The 21810-nt window shown below is 42.3% G+C and carries 21 protein-coding genes, 1 tRNA gene and 2 pseudogenes; 17 read left to right on the top strand and 7 right to left on the bottom strand.

The annotated features are described in order from the left end of the window. Nucleotides 1-51 precede the first annotated feature (51 nt). Nucleotides 52-1094, top strand: a pseudogene (locus NQ518_RS07240) (ribonucleotide-diphosphate reductase subunit beta). A gap of 12 nt (nucleotides 1095-1106) precedes the next feature. Continuing rightward, nucleotides 1107-1259 (top strand): hypothetical protein, encoded by a 153-nt coding sequence (locus NQ518_RS07235; RefSeq protein WP_227960265.1) that lies wholly within the window; start codon nucleotides 1107-1109, stop codon nucleotides 1257-1259. 431 nt (nucleotides 1260-1690) lie between these two features. On the opposite strand, the gene NQ518_RS07230 is transcribed toward NQ518_RS07235, so the two are convergent. From NQ518_RS07230 to NQ518_RS07220, 3 genes are all read right to left on the bottom strand, one after another. Then, on the bottom strand, nucleotides 1691-1834 hold the full coding sequence (locus tag NQ518_RS07230) for a hypothetical protein (protein ID WP_227960268.1): 144 nt from the start codon (nucleotides 1832-1834) through the stop codon (nucleotides 1691-1693). Nucleotides 1835-1983: 149 nt separating this feature from the next. Continuing rightward, entirely contained in the window at nucleotides 1984-2760 is a 777-nt protein-coding gene (locus NQ518_RS07225; RefSeq protein ID WP_227205347.1) for an ABC transporter permease, read from the bottom strand. Then, the gene (locus tag NQ518_RS07220; RefSeq protein WP_227205349.1) at nucleotides 2757-3659 is read right to left on the bottom strand and encodes an ABC transporter ATP-binding protein; all 903 of its coding nucleotides are present in this window, start codon (nucleotides 3657-3659) and stop codon (nucleotides 2757-2759) included. The genes NQ518_RS07225 and NQ518_RS07220 overlap by 4 nt, the downstream gene beginning before the upstream one ends. 119 nt (nucleotides 3660-3778) lie before the next feature. Between NQ518_RS07220 and NQ518_RS07215 the strand changes: the two are divergent. The 5 genes and pseudogenes from NQ518_RS07215 (at nucleotide 3779) to NQ518_RS07195 (ending at nucleotide 8149) form a co-directional block, all read left to right on the top strand. Beyond that, nucleotides 3779-4758: pseudogene (locus tag NQ518_RS07215) on the top strand (IS982 family transposase). Between the two features lie 210 nt (nucleotides 4759-4968). Continuing rightward, nucleotides 4969-5298: a helix-turn-helix domain-containing protein gene (locus NQ518_RS07210; RefSeq protein ID WP_102697564.1), complete on the top strand. Its 330-nt coding sequence runs from the start codon at nucleotides 4969-4971 to the stop codon at nucleotides 5296-5298. Beyond that, nucleotides 5295-6416 carry a type II toxin-antitoxin system HipA family toxin gene (locus NQ518_RS07205; RefSeq protein ID WP_227960270.1) on the top strand — a complete coding sequence of 374 codons (1122 nt, stop codon included), beginning with the start codon at nucleotides 5295-5297 and terminating at the stop codon, nucleotides 6414-6416. Before NQ518_RS07210 ends, NQ518_RS07205 begins: the two co-directional genes overlap by 4 nt. A 100-nt stretch (nucleotides 6417-6516) precedes the next feature. After that, the gene (locus tag NQ518_RS07200) at nucleotides 6517-7125 is read left to right on the top strand and encodes a DUF6088 family protein (RefSeq protein ID WP_227960271.1); all 609 of its coding nucleotides are present in this window, start codon (nucleotides 6517-6519) and stop codon (nucleotides 7123-7125) included. A gap of 4 nt (nucleotides 7126-7129) precedes the next feature. Continuing rightward, on the top strand, nucleotides 7130-8149 hold the full coding sequence (locus NQ518_RS07195; RefSeq protein WP_227960272.1) for a nucleotidyl transferase AbiEii/AbiGii toxin family protein: 1020 nt from the start codon (nucleotides 7130-7132) through the stop codon (nucleotides 8147-8149). A gap of 159 nt (nucleotides 8150-8308) precedes the next feature. Here NQ518_RS07195 and NQ518_RS07190 read toward each other — a convergent pair whose 3' ends face one another. From NQ518_RS07190 to NQ518_RS07180, 3 genes are all read right to left on the bottom strand, one after another. Then, nucleotides 8309-9292, bottom strand: a complete 984-nt coding sequence (locus NQ518_RS07190; RefSeq protein ID WP_419471401.1) for an ISAon1 family transposase — start codon at nucleotides 9290-9292, stop codon at nucleotides 8309-8311. A 1-nt stretch (nucleotide 9293) separates the two neighbouring features. Then, a complete protein-coding gene (locus NQ518_RS07185) occupies nucleotides 9294-9638 on the bottom strand; it encodes an ISAon1 family transposase N-terminal region protein (protein ID WP_227960275.1) in 345 nt (114 codons plus the stop codon). A 149-nt stretch (nucleotides 9639-9787) separates the two neighbouring features. Next, nucleotides 9788-9861 (bottom strand) — tRNA-Met (locus NQ518_RS07180). A 135-nt stretch (nucleotides 9862-9996) separates the two neighbouring features. Between NQ518_RS07180 and NQ518_RS07175 the strand changes: the two genes are divergently transcribed. From NQ518_RS07175 to NQ518_RS07130, 10 genes are all read left to right on the top strand, one after another. Then, the gene (locus tag NQ518_RS07175) at nucleotides 9997-10395 is read left to right on the top strand and encodes an START-like domain-containing protein (RefSeq protein ID WP_227960277.1); all 399 of its coding nucleotides are present in this window, start codon (nucleotides 9997-9999) and stop codon (nucleotides 10393-10395) included. A gap of 709 nt (nucleotides 10396-11104) precedes the next feature. Further along, nucleotides 11105-13012, top strand: coding sequence for an LptF/LptG family permease (locus NQ518_RS07170; protein WP_227960279.1), 1908 nt, complete (start codon nucleotides 11105-11107; stop codon nucleotides 13010-13012). 29 nt (nucleotides 13013-13041) lie between these two features. Then, on the top strand, nucleotides 13042-14253 hold the full coding sequence (locus NQ518_RS07165) for a bifunctional 3,4-dihydroxy-2-butanone-4-phosphate synthase/GTP cyclohydrolase II (protein ID WP_227960282.1): 1212 nt from the start codon (nucleotides 13042-13044) through the stop codon (nucleotides 14251-14253). Nucleotides 14254-14365: 112 nt separating this feature from the next. Further along, nucleotides 14366-15559: a pyridoxal phosphate-dependent aminotransferase gene (locus NQ518_RS07160; RefSeq protein WP_227960284.1), complete on the top strand. Its 1194-nt coding sequence runs from the start codon at nucleotides 14366-14368 to the stop codon at nucleotides 15557-15559. Between the two features lie 216 nt (nucleotides 15560-15775). Further along, a complete protein-coding gene (locus NQ518_RS07155) occupies nucleotides 15776-16597 on the top strand; it encodes a MotA/TolQ/ExbB proton channel family protein (RefSeq protein WP_227205367.1) in 822 nt (273 codons plus the stop codon). A 31-nt stretch (nucleotides 16598-16628) separates the two neighbouring features. Further along, nucleotides 16629-17249, top strand: a complete 621-nt coding sequence (locus NQ518_RS07150) for an ExbD/TolR family protein (protein WP_227205369.1) — start codon at nucleotides 16629-16631, stop codon at nucleotides 17247-17249. 2 nt (nucleotides 17250-17251) lie between these two features. Then, on the top strand, nucleotides 17252-17890 hold the full coding sequence (locus NQ518_RS07145; protein ID WP_004351049.1) for an ExbD/TolR family protein: 639 nt from the start codon (nucleotides 17252-17254) through the stop codon (nucleotides 17888-17890). A 35-nt stretch (nucleotides 17891-17925) separates the two neighbouring features. Beyond that, nucleotides 17926-18762 carry an energy transducer TonB gene (locus NQ518_RS07140; protein WP_004351048.1) on the top strand — a complete coding sequence of 279 codons (837 nt, stop codon included), beginning with the start codon at nucleotides 17926-17928 and terminating at the stop codon, nucleotides 18760-18762. Nucleotide 18763: 1 nt separating this feature from the next. Then, the gene (locus NQ518_RS07135; RefSeq protein WP_227205371.1) at nucleotides 18764-19726 is read left to right on the top strand and encodes a PstS family phosphate ABC transporter substrate-binding protein; all 963 of its coding nucleotides are present in this window, start codon (nucleotides 18764-18766) and stop codon (nucleotides 19724-19726) included. An 84-nt stretch (nucleotides 19727-19810) separates the two neighbouring features. Further along, on the top strand, nucleotides 19811-21226 hold the full coding sequence (locus NQ518_RS07130) for a tetratricopeptide repeat protein (protein ID WP_227205373.1): 1416 nt from the start codon (nucleotides 19811-19813) through the stop codon (nucleotides 21224-21226). Between the two features lie 338 nt (nucleotides 21227-21564). Here the strand turns inward: NQ518_RS07130 and NQ518_RS07125 are convergent, their stop codons facing one another. Continuing rightward, complete coding sequence (locus NQ518_RS07125) at nucleotides 21565-21735, bottom strand: DUF362 domain-containing protein (protein ID WP_081454892.1); 171 nt, start codon at nucleotides 21733-21735, stop codon at nucleotides 21565-21567. Nucleotides 21736-21810 lie beyond the last annotated feature (75 nt).

Raw genomic sequence — 21810 nt, 5'->3', positions numbered from 1 at the left:
AAACTATCAACTCGTAAACTCATAAACTTAAAAACTCATAAACTAAAAAACATGACACAATTAAAGCGCAATTCGCTATTCAATCCAAACGGAGATACAGACCTACGATTGAGAAGGAGATTGGGGGAAACACCACCAACCTCAATGATTTCAACAACATGAAATACCAATGGGCAAGCGACTGGTACAGGCAAGCCATGAACAACTTTTGGATTCCTGAAGAAATCAACCTCACCCAAGACACAAAAGACTATCCACGACTGGACAAAGCCGAGCGCACTGCCTACGACAAGATATTGAGTTTCTTGGTTTTTCTTGACTCCCTGCAAAGCAACAACCTGCCTTCGCTGTGCGAATACATCACAGCCAACGAGGTAAACCTATGCCTGCACATACAGGCTTTTCAAGAGTGCGTGCACAGTCAGAGTTACAGTTACATGCTCGACACGATATGCAGCCCCGAGCAACGCAATGACATTCTGTATCAATGGAAAACAGATGAGCATCTGTTAAGGCGCAACACCTTCATCGGAAATTGCTATAATGAGTTTCATGAAAAGCAAGATTTGTATGCACTGATGAAGACCTGTATTGCCAATTTCATCTTGGAAGGCATCTACTTTTACAGTGGTTTTATGTTTTTCTACAATCTCAGTCGCAACGGAAAGATGTCTGGGTCGGCGCAAGAGATACGCTACATCAACCGTGACGAGAACACTCACCTGTGGTTGTTCAGAAACATTATCAAAGAATTGAAAAAAGAAGAGCCCGAAATGTTTACGCCCGAAAAGGTGAAAGTGTACGAAGAGATGATGCGAGAGGGCGTTCGTCAGGAGATTGCATGGGGACAATATGTGATTGGAAACGACATTCAAGGGCTCAATGCGCAAATGGTTACAGACTACATTCATTATCTGGGCAACCTGCGTTGGCATAGTTTGGGCTTTGATTATCTGTATGAGGACAATCAAAAAGAACCTGAAGATATGAAATGGGTAGCGCAATATTCAGACCCGAACATGGTAAAGACCGACTTCTTTGAGGCAAAAAGTACGGCATACGCTAAGAGTACAGCCATTGAAGACGACCTATAAGTGCGAATAAACATGCTCAGTATTGCCGTTGTTGGTGGTGGACGTTGCAATATCACAAATTCGTTCGCGCAAGATTATGTGAAGAAAACCATCAGCATCCCATCCAACAAACAGCTCACCGTGCATCTGGCTCCAGGTGGTGGCTTCACCATGAAAATGAATTAACGCGTAATCACTCACAGCGATCCTTTTCTTAGAGTGTTAGCTAAACTGTGATGACGAGTTGATGAGTACGGCGAATAATCGTGCTCAGATGCAAGAAAACAGTACACTTCCTAACATTGTTGGAAAACGATATAAGGGAGACGCTGAGTAAAAGGCCAAAAACATATCGTCCAGAGCATCGCTCTAGACGATATGTTTTTGGGTTTTCAATACCATTTAGCCCAAATCGGTCATTAGAAAATTTTGCTTTCATTTTGTCTTGAAATAGAGTGAAAGATGCATATTGTGTTAGTATATAGATGCTATAACGATGGAACAGCCTGCTATAATCTGACTTTTTGCACGAAAAATCTCTAATGACCGATTTGGGTTTAGTACGTACAATACTATTTGATTTCTACAGCTGAATAGCTGTCTTATTACTGCAACCTTTATTCCTGTTCGATTTCAGCACCAAGTCGCAGCGTGTTGCCAAGGTCGGCCAGCTTGACCCAATAATTGGATTTGCTCAATCCCAAAAGTGACTCCTGAAGTTCAAACAGGTCGTGACTTCGATATTGTGAGTAGTATTTCATCTCGATTCTTGAATGTTTTAACATCCAAAGGTAGTCATTTTGGGCGAATTGACCAAATTTTATACAACATAAATAGTTAATTGTCAGATAGTTATAGTTGATTAGTAGAACCTAATTAATTATTTGATTTTTTCACCGAAGGGTATCTTTTATTTTTTCCTTATAAATACAAAAAATGAGATAACGACAAAGAATAGCGCATAGGCTATGTTTACATATTCGCCTTTCGAAAAGTTTATTATCCCGCTATAAAAACAATAGTTTAATCTCCACACTGTACTATAGGGTATAAGGTAGATATAATCTTTATTTTGAGCAATAATACAAAAAATCGTCATGAGGCTAGCAAACCCAATAGGTAAAACAAAACTCTTAAAAATCAAACTAAGATAATATTGTATAAATGAAACAGCAGAAAGTGCTATAAACAAATACGAAAAATAAGAAGCTATTAGGTTATTAACATTATAACTGGAGAATTCATATCCAGGTAATAACTTATCCAGAGCAAAACCAGACAGGAGGAAAGCAAGATAACCTATAAGGAAAGAAATAAAGTTAATCTCTAAAAGGAAGACTATTTTGCTCGAATAAATTGTCAGCTTGCTAATTGGTCTTGTAAAAAGAAGTCTAAATCCATAATTCTTATATTCTACATCGCATAAAGAATAACTCAAAATGGCTGCAAGAATTGGATAAAGCAGAGCATAGAAGTCGAAGATGTATCTACCCAACACCCATACCCAAGGATTATAATCAATAGTTATTGCCGGATTATAGATATCATCAGCATGTTTATGCAAAACATATATATCGACGCATAAAGTCATGAACAAAGGAAATAGCAAGAAAAGCCAAATGGCAATATTAAATCTTAATTTATAGTGTTCACTTTTAAGAATAGTAAAGAACGATATAGGTTTCATAAGTCGGTTTTTATTAGATGAAGGAATACAGACTCCAAATTTTCTTGGTATGTATCTGCAAATAAAATTTGAATGTGGTTTTGTTGCATTAATTTTTTAAAACTGTCAAAGGAACCATCTTGCTCTATTTCTATAATAAGCGTTCCATCAGAGATCCTTTTTGTGGGAATCAAGTGTTCTTTACATATCTTCATGCATCGTTCCGGTTGGTCCGTATGTATTAAATAAGATTGCTTTTTCTGATTGAGTAGACTATTAATTTCTCCTTGAAACAATAATTTTTTATTATTTAATATTCCGATGTGTGTGCATATTTTCTCCATTTCAGCTAAGATATGTCCTGAAATGAAAATGGTTTTTCCTTTACTTTTAAGTTTGAGCATTAGCTCTCTCATTTCAAAAACACCTTGAGGATCTAGTCCATTGAGTGGTTCGTCAAGAATGAGTAATTTAGGATTATGAAACATTGCCATCGCAATTCCCAAGCGTTGTTTCATTCCTGTAGAATATTTTCTAACTTTTTTGTCTTTATCTTTAGTCAAATTCACAAGCTCTAGAACCTCTTGAATGCGTTTTTGTCCACAATGATATAGTATATCCAAATAGTTTAGATTCTCATAGGCACTCAAATCTGCATAGAAGAATGGATGTTCAATCAAGCATCCTATATTTTGAAGGATATGCAATCTGTTGGAATGAAATTCTTTTTTATTGAAAAATACCGTATTTATTTTAGTTTGCTCCAATCCTAAAAGTATCTTTATCGTTGTTGATTTACCCTCTCCATTTTTGCCTAAGTATCCATAAATGGAACCTTCTGGAATCTTCAAGTTAATGTCTTCTAATACAGAATGATTTCTGTAGTTAAAAGTGAGATGGCTAGTTTCAAGTATATTCATAATCAACACTTTCTTTTAAAATTATTCTTATTTAAATGATTTAATATAATCCTGTAGCTCTCCTTTAGAACTATTTGATATTCTATACCCGTTGGCGAAATTAATTGAAGTTGATAAATATGAGCAAAAAGTTGCACATATCGTTTATTTTTAGTAACTTAGTAGTATTCAAAACGTTAAGTTCAAACCATCGTATGCACAACCTTTATACAAAATTCGTCAAAATACTTGAGATATGCAAGCAATTCTCTGAAATTCTCGTCAATGAATCGGGTAATGTTCCACGTCGTGGTCCTGTTCCTAAGTTTTCGGACTTGGAAGTGGTGGCATTATCCCTGACGGCAGAGGCAGAGAGCATTGATAGCGAGAAGTGGCTGTTCGACTATAAACTGCAAGAGTACAAGGACAGCATTCCCAATCTCATATCAAGGAGACAATTCAATGACCGTAGAAAGAAAACAGCTGGCTTGTGTGAGGAACTGCGCAAGAGGATAGCCATGGAAATGGATGGCGGAGAGGAACAGTTCTTTGTTGACTCCAAGCCAATAGAGGTCTGTAGGGTAGCAAGAGGAAAACGTTGTAAGATGGGACGTACTGGCGATTTCTCGCAAGCTCCCGACTTCGGCTTTGTGCTTCGCAGAATACATACTATTTTGGCTATAAGTTACACGCTCTCTGTGGCTTAAGCGGAGTTATCCATTCCTACGATCTGTCAAAGGCAAGTATGGCTGACCTCCGTTATATGAAAGATGTAAAACATACTTATCACGACTGTAGCATCTATGGCGACAAGGGATATGTTGGAGCTGACGTACAGCTTGACTTGTTCGAAACTGCACACATAAGACTGGAGTGTCCGTATCGGCACAACCAAAAGGACTGGAAACCGACATTCATTCCGTTTGCAAAGGCAAGAAAAAGGATTGAAACACTATTCTCACAACTTACAGACCAGTTCTTGGTCATCAGAAATTATGCGAAAATAACGAATGGTTTGTTTGTAAGAATCATTGGCAAAATTAGTGCACTGACCTTTCTGCAATATGTAAACTTCATTAACAACAAGCCCTTTGGCAAAATTAAGTATGCACTAAATTAATTCCGCCAACGGGTTAAGAGATATATGGTAAAGAGAGAATCTAGGCCGTTTCATGGTAGATCAGATAGTTATGAATTGCAGAACAGAGAAATACTGTTAAATTATTGCGTCTAAGACCGTTTTTCTATTTAGAAACGAGGTTATTTAAAATAAAAGTAGTAACATTGCAATTGATAACATATTATTATTAAGATAAAATATCTCAATTTTATGAACAATATATTATCAGTATTAGAGAACTATACGCTTGATAATGCGGATGACATTGCCAAGGCTATGGCTAATGACTTCAGAAAACGAAGAATAGAGAAGAATCTGACACGTGAACAAGTGGCAGAGAAAGCTAATGTGGCAGTAAGCAACATCGTGAGGTTTGAGCAGAAAGGACTTATCTCGCTCAAGAATCTCATTGGCATTGCCATGGCATTGGAATATACTACAGAAGTCAAAAACATCTTTGCTGAGCCAAAATATTCCACTATGGAGGAGTTGACTCAGATACGTAAGAATAGTGGTAAGACAAGAGCACATAAGGCATGAAGAAGATAGATCGACTGACCGTAAAATATCACAATGAGACAGTAGGCGTAATATCGCTTACACCCGATGACAAGCGACTGGCATTTGAATACAATCCTCGTTGGCTTGCCGAAGGATTCAGCATATCCCCTTTGGAGTTGCCTTTGAAGCCAGGACTGTTCCTTGCAAATCCAACACCGCTTTACGGCAACTTCGGCATATTCGAGGATAGCCTTCCTGATGGTTACGGGCGATACTTGCTGCACAAAGTTCTCCTTCGCGAAGGTATTGATGACAGAAAACTTTCTGTCATCGACCGATTGAGCATTGTAGGTGGTAGCGGTATGGGGGCTTTGACGTATCAGCCAGAGACGATTATCGGTAAAGAAAATGAAATCTCTGACTTCGACCTTCTTCAGGAGAAGGCATTAGAAGTGCTCAAAGAACAGCAAGATACAGATGCTGGTCTTTTGCTCTACAACAGTGGTAACAGTGGAGGTTGTCGTCCGAAAGCTGTTTTCTCGGACGCAGAAGGACATTGGCTTGTCAAGTTCCGACATACCTACGATTCTAAGGATATGGGTAGGAATGAATATCATTATAACGAGGTTGCTCGCAGTTGTGGTATTGATGTGCCGGATTTCAAACTAACCAATGGCAAATACTTCACCACGAGACGCTTTGATCTGTCAGCAGAAGGCGAACGCATACATACTGCAACAGCAGGAGGCTTGCTTTGTCTCTCGCTCTCAAATCCAGTACTCGACTATAGCAACTTGTTGGCATTGACTGGTTATCTTACCCAGGATGCAAAGTATGTTGAAGAGATGTATCGCCGTATGGTGTTCAACTATCTTACCGACAACAAGGATGACCATTGCAAGAACTTCAGTTTCCTGGTTCGTAAGGAGACAAATGGGAAATACGTATGGCATCTTGCACCAGCATATGACCTGACGCTTTGCACGGAGGGTTATAATGGACAGCATGCCACATCTGTCAACAACACCGGCTACCCTACACTCCAGGACTTCCTTGCAGTAGGCTCCAAGATAAAGATGAGCGAGAAGCGCTGTCGCGAAATCTTTGATGAGGTGTACCAGAACTGTGGTGATCTTCTGCTGAACAATTCCATTTAATAATTGCTCTGTAGGATAGAAATTTAAAGAATTATTTGGAATATGGTAATATAATCCCTATCTTCGCCTATGAATTATTGATAAAAATTACTATAAAAGAATGTTAATTGATTCTGGGAGTACAAAACAAATACTTGATCGCTTGAACAAGATGAAAGCACCTTGTGTGTGTTTTATCAGCGATTTTACTGACATAAGCAGTGCTAATTATGTTCAGCAGGTGTTGAGTATTGCAGAACAAAAAGGACTTATTGAGCGTCTGGCACCTGGCATATATTGCAAGTCTGTTATTACCAAATTTGGCCCTCTAAGACCGTCTATATATGAGATAGCCGAAGCCATTGCAAAACGAGATCAAGTAGAGATTATGCCTACGGGGGCTACGGCTCTCAACATTTTGGGACTATCTACCCAAGTTCCAATGAAAGTGAATTATTTGACGACAGGATCTTCAAGAACTGTAAAAGTGGATGGGCATGAGATTAAATTTGTTCGAAGTGTACCACGAAACTTTGCTTATAAAAGTAGATTAATGTCAATGTTGGTTCAGGCTTTGCGCAATATAGGAAAGGGAAAGGTTACAGAGGAAGATTTGTCTACCCTGTATAAACTTATTCAGGATAATCCTGCAGAGGTTCCATATATTAAAAAAGATATACCCTTGGCACCCGCATGGATGCAAAACGTTTTTAAGGAAATAATAAAATAGTGACATGAAACATTGGCAACTATATAGTTCTCAAGAACGTTTGGTTATGCTGGATGCTGTCAGCAGAGAGCTGCATCTCTCGCCAGTCGCAATAGAAAAGGATTGGTGGGTGATAATAGTGCTTAAAGCTCTATCTATGACCTCTATTTCCCATTTGCTCAATTTTAAAGGTGGCACTTCGCTTTCTAAAGGTTTCGGCTTGATAGAACGTTTTAGCGAAGATATCGATTTATCAATTAGGCGTGAAGGAGATTTCTCCATATTGTCAACATCTAAAAGTCAACGTGAACGACTTAGAAAGAAATCACGTTCTTATATTCAGGAGTTCTTGAAACCTGAATTAGAGCAAGCCTTGAATCAAATGGGTGTTGTTGATTTTGACGTGAGGAATGTGACGCATGTAGAAACTAAGGATGGATTTAAGCCTATAGATTCCGATAAGGATCCTACAGTAATCATGGTTGATTATAAAAGTGTCGTTCCCAACAGCAACAACTATGTTTCATCTTGGGTTAAAATTGAAATAAGTTGCTTGTCAATGGAAGAGCCTACGACTAATGTCAATTTACAATCGTATATATCTCAGCTTTTTCCGGATGATGATGCCGATTCCCAAGTTATGTTTGGGACAGTCCTTCCAACAAGGACATTCCTTGAAAAGGCTTTTCTGTTATGTGAGGAGTTTCAGAAGGAGCATCCGCGCGCAATGAGAATGAGTCGCCATTTATACGATTTAGAAAAACTAATGGATACCAGTTACGGTATTCAAGCGTTGAAAGACAAACAACTTTATGACGAAATTGTAGAGCATCGCCGTACTTTCTATGCCCTCAAATACGTAGATTATGACAAACTGAAAAGAGACACTATCGACTTTTATCCACCTTCATCCGTATTAGGCGACTGGAAAAAAGATTACGAACAAATGACACATGACTTCATATATGGCAATCATTTGTCTTTTGAGAGTTTGTTAGAAAGAATAAAGGAACTTATAGACAGATTTAGGGGACTGGCTGAATAATAAAATAGAAGTAGCGGTGAAAAATAGTATAGAAAAAGCTTCGGTATTAGCTTGGTATCAAAACAACAAAATCACTGCAGTCCGTATCATCAATGACCTTGAGTTTCTGCATCCAGAAAGTTCGGGTCAGTCGTAAAACCCAGTTGCAACCCTCTCCCCTCATGCACATAATTTCATAAGCCTGTAAAGGAAGAAAGGAATATCCGTTCCTCCCCTGAACTGTGCCCTGAAGGCTTTGACTTTTGCGTTGAAGGATTCAGCATTGGCATTTGTGGCTCTGTTGACAAAGAAATTGAGTATGGTATCATAATGGTTCTTAAAGGTGTCAATCACCGTATAGAAGTTGTCCACCCCCAATTTCTCCACCTTATTAAACCACCTTGCCAGTTTCAATCTTGCCGCATCCTTGATGCTTCTGGCATTATAAATGTCGGTAAGTTCCATAGCCAAGTCATAGGCTTTTTTGAGTTCCGGGTAGTTTTCAAAGATTATTTCAGCCCTTAGCCTTTGCGATTCTGTCCACTTGGACTTGTGTTTAGTCAGTATAAACTTCGCTCTGGCAAGTAGTTGCTTGCGGGTATCACCGTTGCTGTACCTGAATGGTCTATAGGGCTCGCCTCGCTCCTTGGCTTCCTTCATCTCCTCATTTTCTCTGTCCCTTGCCATCCACCGGTAGGCTATGCGCATGTCGTCCAAAGCGTCATAGTAAAGCTTCTGCACATGAAACCTGTCACTGGTGATGAGTGCCTTGGGGAACACCGTGCGCGCAATGATCATCATAGAGGAAGACAAGTCGAGCGTTATCTCCTTGACAGTCTTTCTTTTGGAAAGGTCAATCTTTTCCAGAACACGGATCACATCTTCGGCTTTTGTTCCCCTGACCACAGCTACCAGCGTACCCTTGCCACCTTTGCCAGCCTTGTTGGTCAGAAATGTATAGACCTCACCGCTGCTCAGACAAGTCTCATCGATACTCAGGCTCTCTCCCAGGTTCTCATCAAACAGCAGCCAGTCTCCAGCATGCGACAACTGCTCCCACTGGCGATAATCGCTGAAATGCTCCTTGTATTGTGTGGAAAGTTGCTTGCCGTCTACGCCATAGTGAGAGCCGATACCTGTAATGCTCTCCGCAGTAGACTCAATTCTATTCTTTTAAAAAAGAAACGAACTCAGGGGATAGTTTGCTGCCCTCAGCCGTCAAGTCATCGTAAGAATAACTGAATATCTCACCCGTGGAACTGTCACGCCATTTTCGACGGCGGACATGAAGGTAAACGGGCTTGCCACGAAGGGGAAAGTCTTGGACAACCCGTTCGGCGGTAAAGCCGTAACTGCTTACTGTGCCAGACTTGCGGTCTACCTCTTCCATAAAGTTACGCTCATCCAACCAGAAGTCTATCTGGGAAATACTCTCTTGGATATCTATCACATCAAAATAATCTGCGAGTATCTCTGGAAAGATACAACGCAACAATTGCTCGGTCTTCATGATGCAAAGATAACAAATACCTATGAAATTATGTGCATGAGAGGGAGAGGGTTGCAACTGGGTTTTACGACTGACCCGAAAGTTCACCAAAAGTTCACCGATGGAAATAAAAAAGGAGTTACGTTGCCGTAACTCCTTAATTCTCAATGTAGCGGGAACCGGGATTGAACCGGTGACCTCATGATTATGAATCATGCGCTCTAACCAGCTGAGCTATCCCGCCATATCACTCATTTGCGGCTGCAAAGATACTACAATCTTTTTAAATACACAATAAAAATATATTTTTTTATTTCGTTACAATAAATTTTGCTATATTTGTACGTAATACATGATTATCACCAAGAAACTACTCGACATGCCCAAACAACAAGTCAAAATAGAGAGAGAGTTAAAGTCTAATTCGCAAAGTATCATCTGGAATCTGATCAGTGAGCCAGATCAGTTGGGTCGATGGCTGGCCGATGACATACAGAAACAGGGTGACCTATTGAATTTCAGATGGGGTGAACTTTATGCGCATCATGAAACACGACAAGCTAAAGTGGTTGCTAAGGTTAAATTTCATTACCTGCGTTTCAGATGGCTGGATGAGGAAGACGCGAATGCATACGTGGAGCTGCGCATGGAAAAGTGCGACATAACGGACGATTACATTCTCGTGATTACCGATTTTGCCGACGATGACGATGTAGATACCTTGAAAGATTTGTGGGAGGACAACTTGTTGCGTTTGCGACAGTTCAGTGGTCTTTAAGTAGGCGGTTTGCTTCCTCAAACACGTTTCATCGCGACCCTAGATGTGGCGCTTTCTTCTTTTTCCCATTCTTGGCTTTGTCCGCAAAAATGACAAAAAAAAGCCTCCTGTAAAATGTTGAAATAGAAAAAATCAGTAGGCAAATGCGCTACAAACCTCGCTTGCTGAACAAGAAGAGCGGCTTGTTGGTGACAAAAGCATTGCATTATGATGCCAAACTGCATGCTTTTCTCCTCCTATCTACATCACTTTAGACCATCAAACGTATCCTTTTTGCGGCTAAAATGCGGTTTATAACGTGAAAAAACATGAGTAAAACGTGCCAAGATGAGTCGTGGCAGTCACAATAGCTTGATAGATAAGGAGATATGGTTTTTGTGTATAATTTCAATATTTGCGAGCACTTGGCAGGTCGCTGACAAATAAACAAAATATGAGAGGGTACTTGTCAAGAAAAATGATAACTTTTCATTAGGTGCCATTGCTCAGGCGTACCGTGATAATAAGTTGATGAGCAAGGCGAATAATCATGCCGTACGGGTTTGATGTATGGTGATGAACCATGTTGGTTTTTGACAACCAACTACCTTTTATCAATGCACGAGCCGTGGACATCATGCTTAAAAAAGCGAAAATAGGAGCATATCTTATTTTTTTATGCTATTTTTGCACATTGTTCGTACACGTGTACAACATAGTAAGGGCTTAGATGTTTCGTATCAAGAAATTAGATTTATTCATCGCCAAGCAATTTGGACTGCTGTTTGCCGGAACCTTCTTCATCTGTCAGTTCGTACTGATGATGCAGTTCTTGTGGAGGTATGTCGACGTGCTTATTGGCAAAGGACTGTCCATGGAGGTCATGGCGCAGTTCTTTTGGTACATGGGCTTGTTTCTCGTTCCACAGGCTTTGCCGCTGGCCATCTTGCTGTCGTCCCTCATCACGTTTGGCAATTTAGGCGAGAGTAGCGAGCTCACGGCCATCAAGTCGGCGGGCATATCAACCATGCGAACCTTTCGTTCGCTCATCCTCATTTCTGTGGTTGTCTGCTTTTGTTCTTTTTATTTTCAAAACTATGTAGGCCCCAGCGCTAACATGAAGATGGCGCAGCTGATGATTTCGATGTCGCAGAAGAATCCGGAGCTTGAGATTCCTGAAGGCATCTTCTACGACGGCATCCCCAACAGCAATCTTTATGTGCAAAAAAAGGACATGGACACCGGCAAGTTGTACGGCATCATGATTTACAGGATGACGGGCAGCTACGAGGATCAAGCCATCATTTTAGCCGATTCGGGCATGCTCCAGACTACGGCCGACAAGAAACACCTGCTGCTGACCCTGTGGAGTGGAGAATGGTTTGAGAACATGCAGTCGCAGGAACTGGGCGCCAGTGCCAGCATTCCTTACCGCCGAGAGACCTTTGCCGACAAACGAATCGTGCTCGACTACGATGGCGATTTCAACATGACCGATGCCGCTGCGCTGTCCAACAACGCCAAGGCAAAAAGTTTGTCGCAGCTCACTTCGGGCATCGACTCGCTCAGTATGACGTACGACAGCGTGGGACGCAGCATCTATGACGATGCGCAACGAATGTATTATCGCATACCGAAAGTCAATAAAAGAGATTCGCTGGCCGCTGTGAAATTAGCGCAAGGCAAAACATACCATTTCGACTCGCTATACAACAAATTAACCAAAGACCAGAAATTGAGCGCGGTGAACATGGCACTCAGTTCCGTTCAGTCGGAGATGACCGAGCTTAACTTCAGAAGCATGATAACCAGTGATGGCGACAGGCTGCTTCGGGAGCATTATATTGAGATGATTAACAAGTTTACACTGGCCCTGACGTGCATCATCTTCTTTTTCATCGGCGCACCGCTGGGCGCCATCATCCGTAAAGGAGGTCTGGGTATCCCCGTGATTGTGTCGGTGCTGGTCTTCATTGTGTATTACCTTCTTGACAACACGGGTTACCGAATGGCGCGTGGCGACATGTGGACGGTGGAATTTGGCAAGGGTCTGGCTCCTGCGGTGCTCATCCCCTTGGCGGGCTTTGTTACATACAAGGCCAACCGTGACTCTATGGTGTTCAACATCGATCAGTGGAAAGCCGTTATTATGAAAGCGCTGGGCTGGCGAACCAAGCGTCATGTATACGGCAAGGAAGTAATCATCGAAGATCCAAACTATCTCGAAGACAGGCAATTGTTGCTAAACATGAACGACGACATCAGACGATATGTCGAGGAACATCGGTTGAAATCGCTGCCCAACGTGGTGCAGGTGTTCTTTAGATACCAGCCCGACCACGAGGTGGAACGCATCAGCAATGAACTTGAAAAAGTGATAGATGACCTTACGAACACCCGGGACAAAGTGATCTTGAACGAGCTGAACAGCTATCCCGTGCTGGCTGTAAAGGCCCACACGCGTCCCTTCGAGCGCAAGTGGCTGAACATCGTTTCGGCCATCATCATCCCGCTGGGACTGTTCTTTTACCTTAGAATGTGGCGATTTAGGATTCGGTTGCTGCGCGACCTCAAACAAATCGTGCAGACAAATGATGCGGTGACCGAGCAAATTACGAAAATAATTCATTCAAAATAACACCTCTTTTATATATAGCTATATACGATATGGAAAACTTTAAACTGGCCAGCATCGAGGATGCGCTCAAAGATTTCAAGGAAGGCAAGTTTGTCATCGTTGTGGATGATGAAGACAGAGAGAACGAAGGCGATCTCATTATCGCAGCTGAGAAGATTACTCCCGAGAAAGTGAACTTCATGCTGAAACACGCCCGCGGCGTGCTTTGTGCCCCCATCACGTTGTCCAGGTGCGAGGAGTTGGATCTTCCGCATCAAGTGACAGACAACACATCGGTGCTGGGAACCCCATTTACCGTGACCGTAGACAAGCTGGAAGGATGCACTACGGGCGTGTCGGCTCATGACAGGGCTGCCACCATCAAGGCACTGGCAGACCCAACATCCACCCCGCAGACATTTGGAAGACCGGGACACATCAATCCGCTGTATGCGCAAGACAACGGTGTGTTGAGGCGAAGTGGACATACCGAGGCTGCCGTAGACCTGTGCCGATTGGCCGGACTTTATCCCGCCGGGGCCCTGATGGAAATCATGAACGAAGATGGCTCCATGGCTCGCATGCCCGAATTGCAAAAGTTGGCCACGGAGTGGGGACTGAAAATCATCACCATCGCTGATCTCATCGCCTATAGACTGGAAAAGGAATCAATCATAGAAGTGGGCGACGAGGTAGACATGCCCACCCGATACGGCCATTTTCACCTCATACCTTTCAGACAACAGAGCAACGGCTTGGAACACATGGCCTTGGTGAAGGGCAAGTGGGAACGGGACGAACCGGTGCTGGTTCGCGTTCACTCCTCTTGCGCCACGGGCGATACTCTGGGAAGTTTGCGTTGTGACTGCGGCCAGCAGCTGCAGAAGTCGATGGAACTGATTGAGAAAGAAGGGAAAGGTGTCGTCATCTACATGCAGCAAGAGGGTCGGGGTATAGGCCTTATGAATAAGGTGGCAGCCTATAAGTTGCAGGAAGAGGGCTACGATACCGTGGATGCCAACATACACTTGGGCTTCAAACCCGATGAGCGGGACTATGGCTGCGGCGCACAGATGCTGCGTCACCTCGGCATACACAAGATGCGACTGCTGACCAACAATCCCGTAAAGCGCGTTGGACTGGAAGCCTACGGATTGGAAATTGCCGAAATCGTACCCATTGAGGTGACCCCCAACCGATACAACGAGCGCTATCTGAAGACCAAACAGGTAAGGATGGGGCATAAACTGCACCTCAAATAACTGCCCGAATGTTACAAATCTAAAACAATAGTTGAAATAATATCACTTTTATTTCGCCTCAAAGAATAAAAATGCTACTTTTGCAGTCAACAACTATTCAATTGTAAAATAAATGGCACACCTATCAAACCGTCTGAACCGTCTGGCTCCTTCAGCCACGCTCGCCATGTCGCAAAAGAGCAGTGAGATGAAAGCTCAAGGCATCGATGTGATTAACATGAGTGTGGGCGAGCCTGATTTCAATACGCCAGACCATATCAAGGTGGCTGCAAAGCAAGCTATCGAGGAGAATTACTCGAAATATTCTCCCGTGCCCGGGTACCCCGACTTGAGGAAGGCTATCGCAGAGAAGCTGCAAAGAGAAAACCACCTCAGCTACGATGTTGCAGAGATCATGGTTTCCAATGGCGCCAAGCAGAGCGTTTGCAACACGCTGATGGCACTGGTTGACGATGGAGACGAGGTGATTATCCCAGCACCGTATTGGGTGAGTTATCCGCAGATGGTCAAACTGGCAGGTGGAAATCCGGTGATTGTGAAGGCTGGTTTTGAACAGAACTTCAAGATGACGCCCGAGCAGTTGGAAGCTGCCATCACGCCGAAGACGCGCATGTTGATACTTTGCTCACCCAGTAATCCTACTGGGAGTGTTTACTCGAAGGAGGAACTGGAGCAATTAGCCAACGTCATCAAAAGGCATGAAGACGTGTTTGTGCTTGCTGATGAAATATACGAGCACATCAACTACATCGGTCAACACGAGAGCATCGCACAGTTTCCCGGCATGAAGGAACGTACCATTCTTGTCAATGGCGTTTCAAAGGCGTATGCCATGACAGGCTGGAGAATAGGATACATCGCCGCTCCCGAGTGGATTGTGAAAGGCTGTAACAAGCTGCAAGGACAATACACCAGCGGACCGTGCTCGGTGAGTCAGCGTGCCGCGCTCGCAGCTTATGTCACAGAGCAAACGTGTGTGGAGGAGATGCGTCAGGCTTTTCAACGCAGAAGAGACTTGATTGTGCGGTTGGCAAAAGAGATTGACGGGTTTGAGGTGAATGAACCACAAGGAGCTTTCTATCTGTTCCCCAAGTGCAGCAGCTATTTTGGGAAGAGTGACGGTCAGCATACCATCAACAGTGCTACCGACCTGGCTATGTATCTGCTTGAAACAAGCCACGTTGCAACTGTGGGCGGTGATGCCTTTGGCGATTCCGAGTGCATACGCATGAGCTATGCCACCAGCGATGAAAACATTCGGGAAGCACTCAAGAGAATGAAAGATGCTCTCGCAAAATTGAAATAATGAAGTCGCAAACGGAGATAAATTGCAAGAAAAAGCAAAAAATCACTCGTTAAAACTTCTTAATTTCACAAAGATTTATCTATAAATTATATATCTTTGCGATGTTAAACCCAAAAAATTCTCCTTTTTGAAATCAGAATAGTGAGAATCTTGAAAAACGATTAAGCATATTAACAACTTAAATTATTAATAACCAAAAATTAAAATTATTAAATTATGGCAACAACAAAAGCAGCCCCTCAAAAGAAGTCTAAGGGCTTTCAGGGCGTTAGACATGCGTTCATTATCATTATCTTGGCATTCATTGTAGGATGGGGATTCTACAACTTTATTCTTGGTGATCCTGCCAACTTCGCTAACGGCGATCGTGAAGGTCATCCTTTGAATATGCTGGGTACCGTTTACAAAGGTGGATGGGTTGTACCTATTATCTTTGGTTTGTTGTGTACCGTAATTGCAATGTCTGTTGAGCGTTGGATTGCTATCAGCGCTTGCTCAGGTAAGGGTAGCGTGACCAAATTCACAGAAAACGTAAAGGCAGCTCTGAGAAATGGTGACATCGCCAAGGCAGAAGAGCTTTGCCACAAGCAGGGTGGTTCTGTAGCTAACGTGGTATTAGCTGACTTGAAGTCTTACAGAGAGATGGAAACAACAAATATCAAGTTGAAGGAGAAAGTGGCTACCATTCAGAACTCACATGATGAGGCTACCGCACTTGAAATGCCTACCATGACGATGAACTTGCCGATTATCGCTACGATCGTAACATTGGGTACACTTACTGCTTTGTTCGGTACCGTGCTTGGTATGATTCGTTCGTTCGCAGCTTTGGCAGCTGGTGGTGGTGCTGACTCTATGGCACTTTCTACTGGTATTTCTGAGGCCTTGGTTAATACAGCTTCTGGTATTGCTACATCTTGGTTCTCTGTAGTTTCTTACAACTACTTCACCAACAAGATTGACAAGTTAACATTTGCAATGGACGAGATTGGTTACACAATCGCTCACACATTCGAAGAAAAGCATCCAGAAGCTTAATTTTAGCTAACCCTTTTAAAATTATTCAGTTATGGGTAAGTTAAAAATTAAGAAACATGACATCTGGATCGACATGACTCCTATGTCGGACGTGATGGTGCTGTTGCTGACGTTCTTTATGTTGACCTCAACATTCGTTAAGAACGAGCCAGTGAAAGTAAACCAGCCATCGTCTGTCTCTGAGATCAAGGTTCCAGAAAACGACGTGCTAAACATTCTTGTCAATGACAAGGGCAGGGTGTTTATGAGTATGGATAATCAGAACGACTTGCTTTCGCTCATCCAAGGAATGAATGAGACAGGCAGCCTCGGACTGACAGATACTGAAATGAAGAAGTTCCAGACCGACCCAATGTGGGGCGTTCCTTTGGACAACTTGAAAGGCTACTTGGGTTTGCCTACTGAGAAGATGACAGAGGTAATTACCAGCGCTGAAGCTGGCGTTCCTTTGGATTCTATTGATGGTGGAAAGAGCGAATTCCAACACTGGGTGACCGAAGCATTGAATGTCAATGAAGACATTAAGATAGCTATCAAGGTTGATGCGAAGACACCCTATGCTAATATGAAGAAGGTGATGTCTGAACTTCAGGATATGAATCAGAACCGTTATTACCTTATCACTACATTAAAAACGGGGGAGGATAAATAAGTATGGCAAAATCAAAAGATACAAGTAAGCAGAAGAAAATCAATGTTCGCGTAGACTTTACGCCTATGGTGGATATGATGATGCTTCTTATTACTTTCTTCATGCTCTGTACTTCATTGGCCAAACCACAAACGATGGAGTTGAGTATGCCTAGTAACGATAAGAACATTACTGATCAAGACAAGTCGGTAACAAAGGCTTCATATACGATTACCGTTTATGTGGCTGGAAACAACAAGATCTTCTACACGGCAGGTTTGCCTAAGTACGACGATCCTTCAACCCTCAAGGAAACTACTTGGGGTAAAGATGGAATCCGCAAGGTCTTTATGCAGCACGTGACCGAGGACAACACACAACCCGTGCTACAGGTGATGAAGGCCAAGGCCGAGCTTGACCAGAAGAAAGATCAAATGCCCGACTCCGTATATAAGGCGGAATTGTCTAAAATCAAAGCCGGTGAAATTGGTGGTCAGAAGATTCAGACAATGACGGTCATTATTAAGGCAACGGATAAAGCGTTAGCACAGAATGTTATTGATGCTCTCGACGAGATGCAGATTTGCAGCATAGCTAAATACGTTCTCGACAAGATTTCCCCTGACGACGAAAAGTTGTTGAAAGCAAAGGGCGTTGAGTAAGAGAACAAAGTATTAACTATTAAAAAAGAGAAACAATGTCAAAAATTGATTTGATCTCTGGTGAATGGACCGACCTCGTTTTTGCCGGTCGTAACCAGGCTTACGGTGCCTATCAGCTAAGGAAAGGTACTGGTAAGAGAAATGTTATCTCTATCATTGCTGTAGTCGCATTAGTGTTGTTGTGTCAAATCGGTCTTTCTTTAAAGAAAGCCGCTGACGCAGAAGCCAGAAAGAGAGCAGCCATGACAGAGGTAGTTGAACTTTCTAAGTTGGAACAGCCTAAGAAAAAGGCCGAAGTAAAACAACAAAAGAAAATTCAAGTTGAACCTGAAAAGGTTGTTGAGCGAGTAAAGAGTTCTATCAAGTTTACCGCACCTGTCATCAAGAAAGACAACGAGGTGAAACCTGAAGAAGAATTGAAAACTCAAGACGAATTGATGAATACGAAAACCGCCATCGGCGCCATTGACGTAAAAGGTAATGACGACAAGGGTGGTGAAGTATTGAAACTTAAAGAAGCAGTGGCTCAGCCAGAGCCAAAACCGGAAGTTGAGAACAAGGTATTCGATGTCGTTGAGCAGATGCCATCATTCCCTGGTGGTCCTTCTGCCTTGATGAAGTATTTGAGCGAAAACGTTAAGTATCCTGTAGTGGCACAAGAAAATGGTGTGCAGGGACGTGTGGTTGTTTCTTTCGTTGTAGAGAAAGATGGACATATCACTGACGTTAAAGTAGTTCGTTCAGTAGACCCTTCATTGGATAAGGAAGCAGCTCGTGTTGTAAAGAGCATGCCTAGTTGGATTCCTGGTAAGCAAAATGGCTCAGCCGTACGTGTGAAATACAACGTGCCTGTTTCGTTCAAATTGCAATAATATGAATTGTAAATTATCTTACATCATCGTAGGATTAATACTCTCTGCTTCTCTTTTGGCTTCTTGCCAAAACAAGAAGTCAAAAGATGGCAGAACAGATACTTATTCGTCAGGAGCAATAACTTTTGCTTCTGACGAAAGTTTTAGTCCTGTTATCGAAGAGGAGCGCGAGCTCTTCGAGTTTACTTATCCAGAGGCTAAGCTGACTCCAATCTATACGAACGAGTCAGATGCCATTAACAAACTTCTCAAGGGAGAAGTGTTTATGGCAATAACGTCGCGTGATTTTACAAAAGACGAGCTGGAAAGTTTGAAAGCTAGCAAACAGTTCCCTCGCTCTATCAAGTTCGCTTATGATGGACTTGCTTTGGTTCAGAATATAAACAACACAGATTCTTGTATCAGTGTTGACAATATAAGAAAAATATTTAACGGAGAAATCACTAAATGGAGTCAAATCTATCCTCATTCCAAGATTGGAGACATCACGGTAGTATTTGACAATCCTAACTCTTCTGCCGTGCATTACGTTGAAGATTCCATCCTCGGAGGAAAGCCTATCGCGAATAAAAATGTAGCCGCAGTTAAAAAGACAGAAGAGGTTATTAAATATGTAGAAGAAAACAAGGGCGCCATTGGCATTATTGGAAGCAATTGGCTCAATGATAAGCGAGATAGCACCAACCTTACTTTCAAGAAAGAAATACGGCCGATGGCTGTTTCTTCAATTCCGGTGGCCAATGTGCAAAACAGTTGGAAGCCTTATCAGTATTACTTCTACAATGCTAATTATCCTTTGGTGCGTACTTTATACATTCTATTGAATGATACTCACATGGGCCTACCCACAGGATTTTCCAATTTTATTATCTCGCAAGACAAGGGCCAGAAAATAATTCTAAGGTCAGGCTTGCTGCCCGCTTATGGAAATTTAACTATACGAAACGTCCGTGTTTCAGAATAAAAATGTACTTTTGGCACGAAAATACTGACAAACAAAACGTGAGGAGCGTTGAATTATCAACAAAACCAAAGAAAGTAGAAGATTATGAAAGCAATTAAATATTTACTGATTGGAGCCTTGTTACTAGGTTTTTCAGCTCCATCAATGGCGCAGAATGATGTAGCCATCAAACAAGCGACTCAGATTATCAAGTCAACAAGTCCTCAGACTGTCGAAAAGGCGTTGAAGGATATTGTGAAAGCAAACAAAAAGAACCCAGCAGTATTAGTGGGCATTGGCCATGCTTTCTTGGATCAGAAAAATACGGAATTAGCAATGAAATTTGCTGAATTGGCCATGGCTCGTGATAAGAAATATGCTCCTGCTTACATTTTGGCTGGTGATGTTGAAGTAGCCAAAGACGATGGCGGTGCCGCAGCAGGATGGTATCAGCAGGCCAAATATTTTGATCCCAAAAACCCAGATGCCTACTTCAAGTATGCCAATATCCTCCGTGGTCGTAGCCCCGAAGAGGCTGTAGCAAATCTCAATGAGCTTCGTGCACAGCGTCCAGATATAGCGGTTGATGCGCTCGCTGGTCGAATTTATTACAACTCCAATATGCTTGACAAGAGTATGCAAGCGTACGAGAAAGTAGACAAGAGCAAGCTCGAAGATGTAGATATCACCAATTATGCCATGGCAGGTTACCTGTCGCAGAAGCGTCAGAAGAGTTTGGATATGGCGCTTTATGGACTCAATAAGAATCCACGCAACGCAGCTTGGAACCGTCTGGCATTCTATAACTACACTGACGAAGGTAAAGTTGAAGAGGCCCTGAAATATGCTGACCGCCTTTTCAATGCTTCTGATAGTGCGAAGATTTCTGGATACGACTATACTTATTATGGTCAGGCATATCTAGCCAATAAGCAGAATGACAACGCCATTGATATGTTCAAGAAAGCCATGAACGCCAATGCTGATAATAAGGACTTGGCCAACAGCAACAAGAAAAGTCTCTCTGATGCTTATTTGGCTAAGGGCGACTATGCCAATGCCATTACTTATTACGAAGAATATCTGATTAATGTTAAAGAACCTACTGCAACAGATTTGGCAGGACTAGGCTCAATCTACACCACCATGGCAGCAAGTCAGACAGGCGAAGAACAGAAAGCTACCTATCTGAAAGCAGATGAGGTGTACAAGCAGTTGGGTGAGAAATTCCCAGCCAACATCGATTTCGCTAATTTCTTGCGTGCACGTGTAAATTCTAATCTGGATCCCGAAACAAAGGAAGGATTGGCCAAACCATTCTATGAGGCACTGGCCAGCTCTTTGAGCCAAAAGACTGATCGTGATAATGTGGATAATACTCGTTTAATCGAGGCTTACAGATACTTGGGTTACTACCACTTGCTTAAGGACGACAAAACAACAGCTGACAGCTATTGGAAGAAAGTTTTGGAGTTGGATCCAGAGAACGAAACAGCCAAGCAAGCTTTGAATATGAAATAATCAATAAATAAACGAATAAGTTAAGGAGGGTGAAATCACATTTCATCCTCTTTTTGTTTGGATGCTCCATTATTAGTTTATTGTGATCATCCAATATTTGCCGCCTTTGACAATACAAATAATCCTTATGTGTCTGGTAGCAAATAACTGTTACTTGGTAACCATCCAACATTAGTTTATTCAAAATACAGACCTAGTACAGGAAACATCAAATAATAAGAGGCTGTTTTGACTTGCAAAACAGCCTCTTAAACTTTCAACCCTAGTGAGTTGTTCAATCTTTTTCAGATTTACCTTTCATGTGTCACCGGGTTGTGACTTTCGTTCATTCCATGTTTTTATTCCGGAAGAGAAATAGCCTCGTTAGGGCATACCTCTGCACAAGTTCCGCACTCTGTGCAAGCTTCAGGATCAATAGAATAAATGTCGCCTTCAGAGATGGCGCCTACTGGGCACTCATCGATACATGTACCGCATGCGATACAATCGTTTCCAATTACGTAAGCCATAGATGTTAACTTTTAAGTATTCAATAATGTTTTTGTATAATAGTCTTGGTAGATACCTACTTTTAACCATGCAAA

It is taken from the genome of Hoylesella buccalis ATCC 35310 (genome assembly GCF_025151385.1).
Classification (GTDB): Bacteria; Bacteroidota; Bacteroidia; order Bacteroidales; family Bacteroidaceae; genus Prevotella; species Prevotella buccalis.
This window is presented reverse-complemented; position numbering and strand designations above follow the sequence as displayed.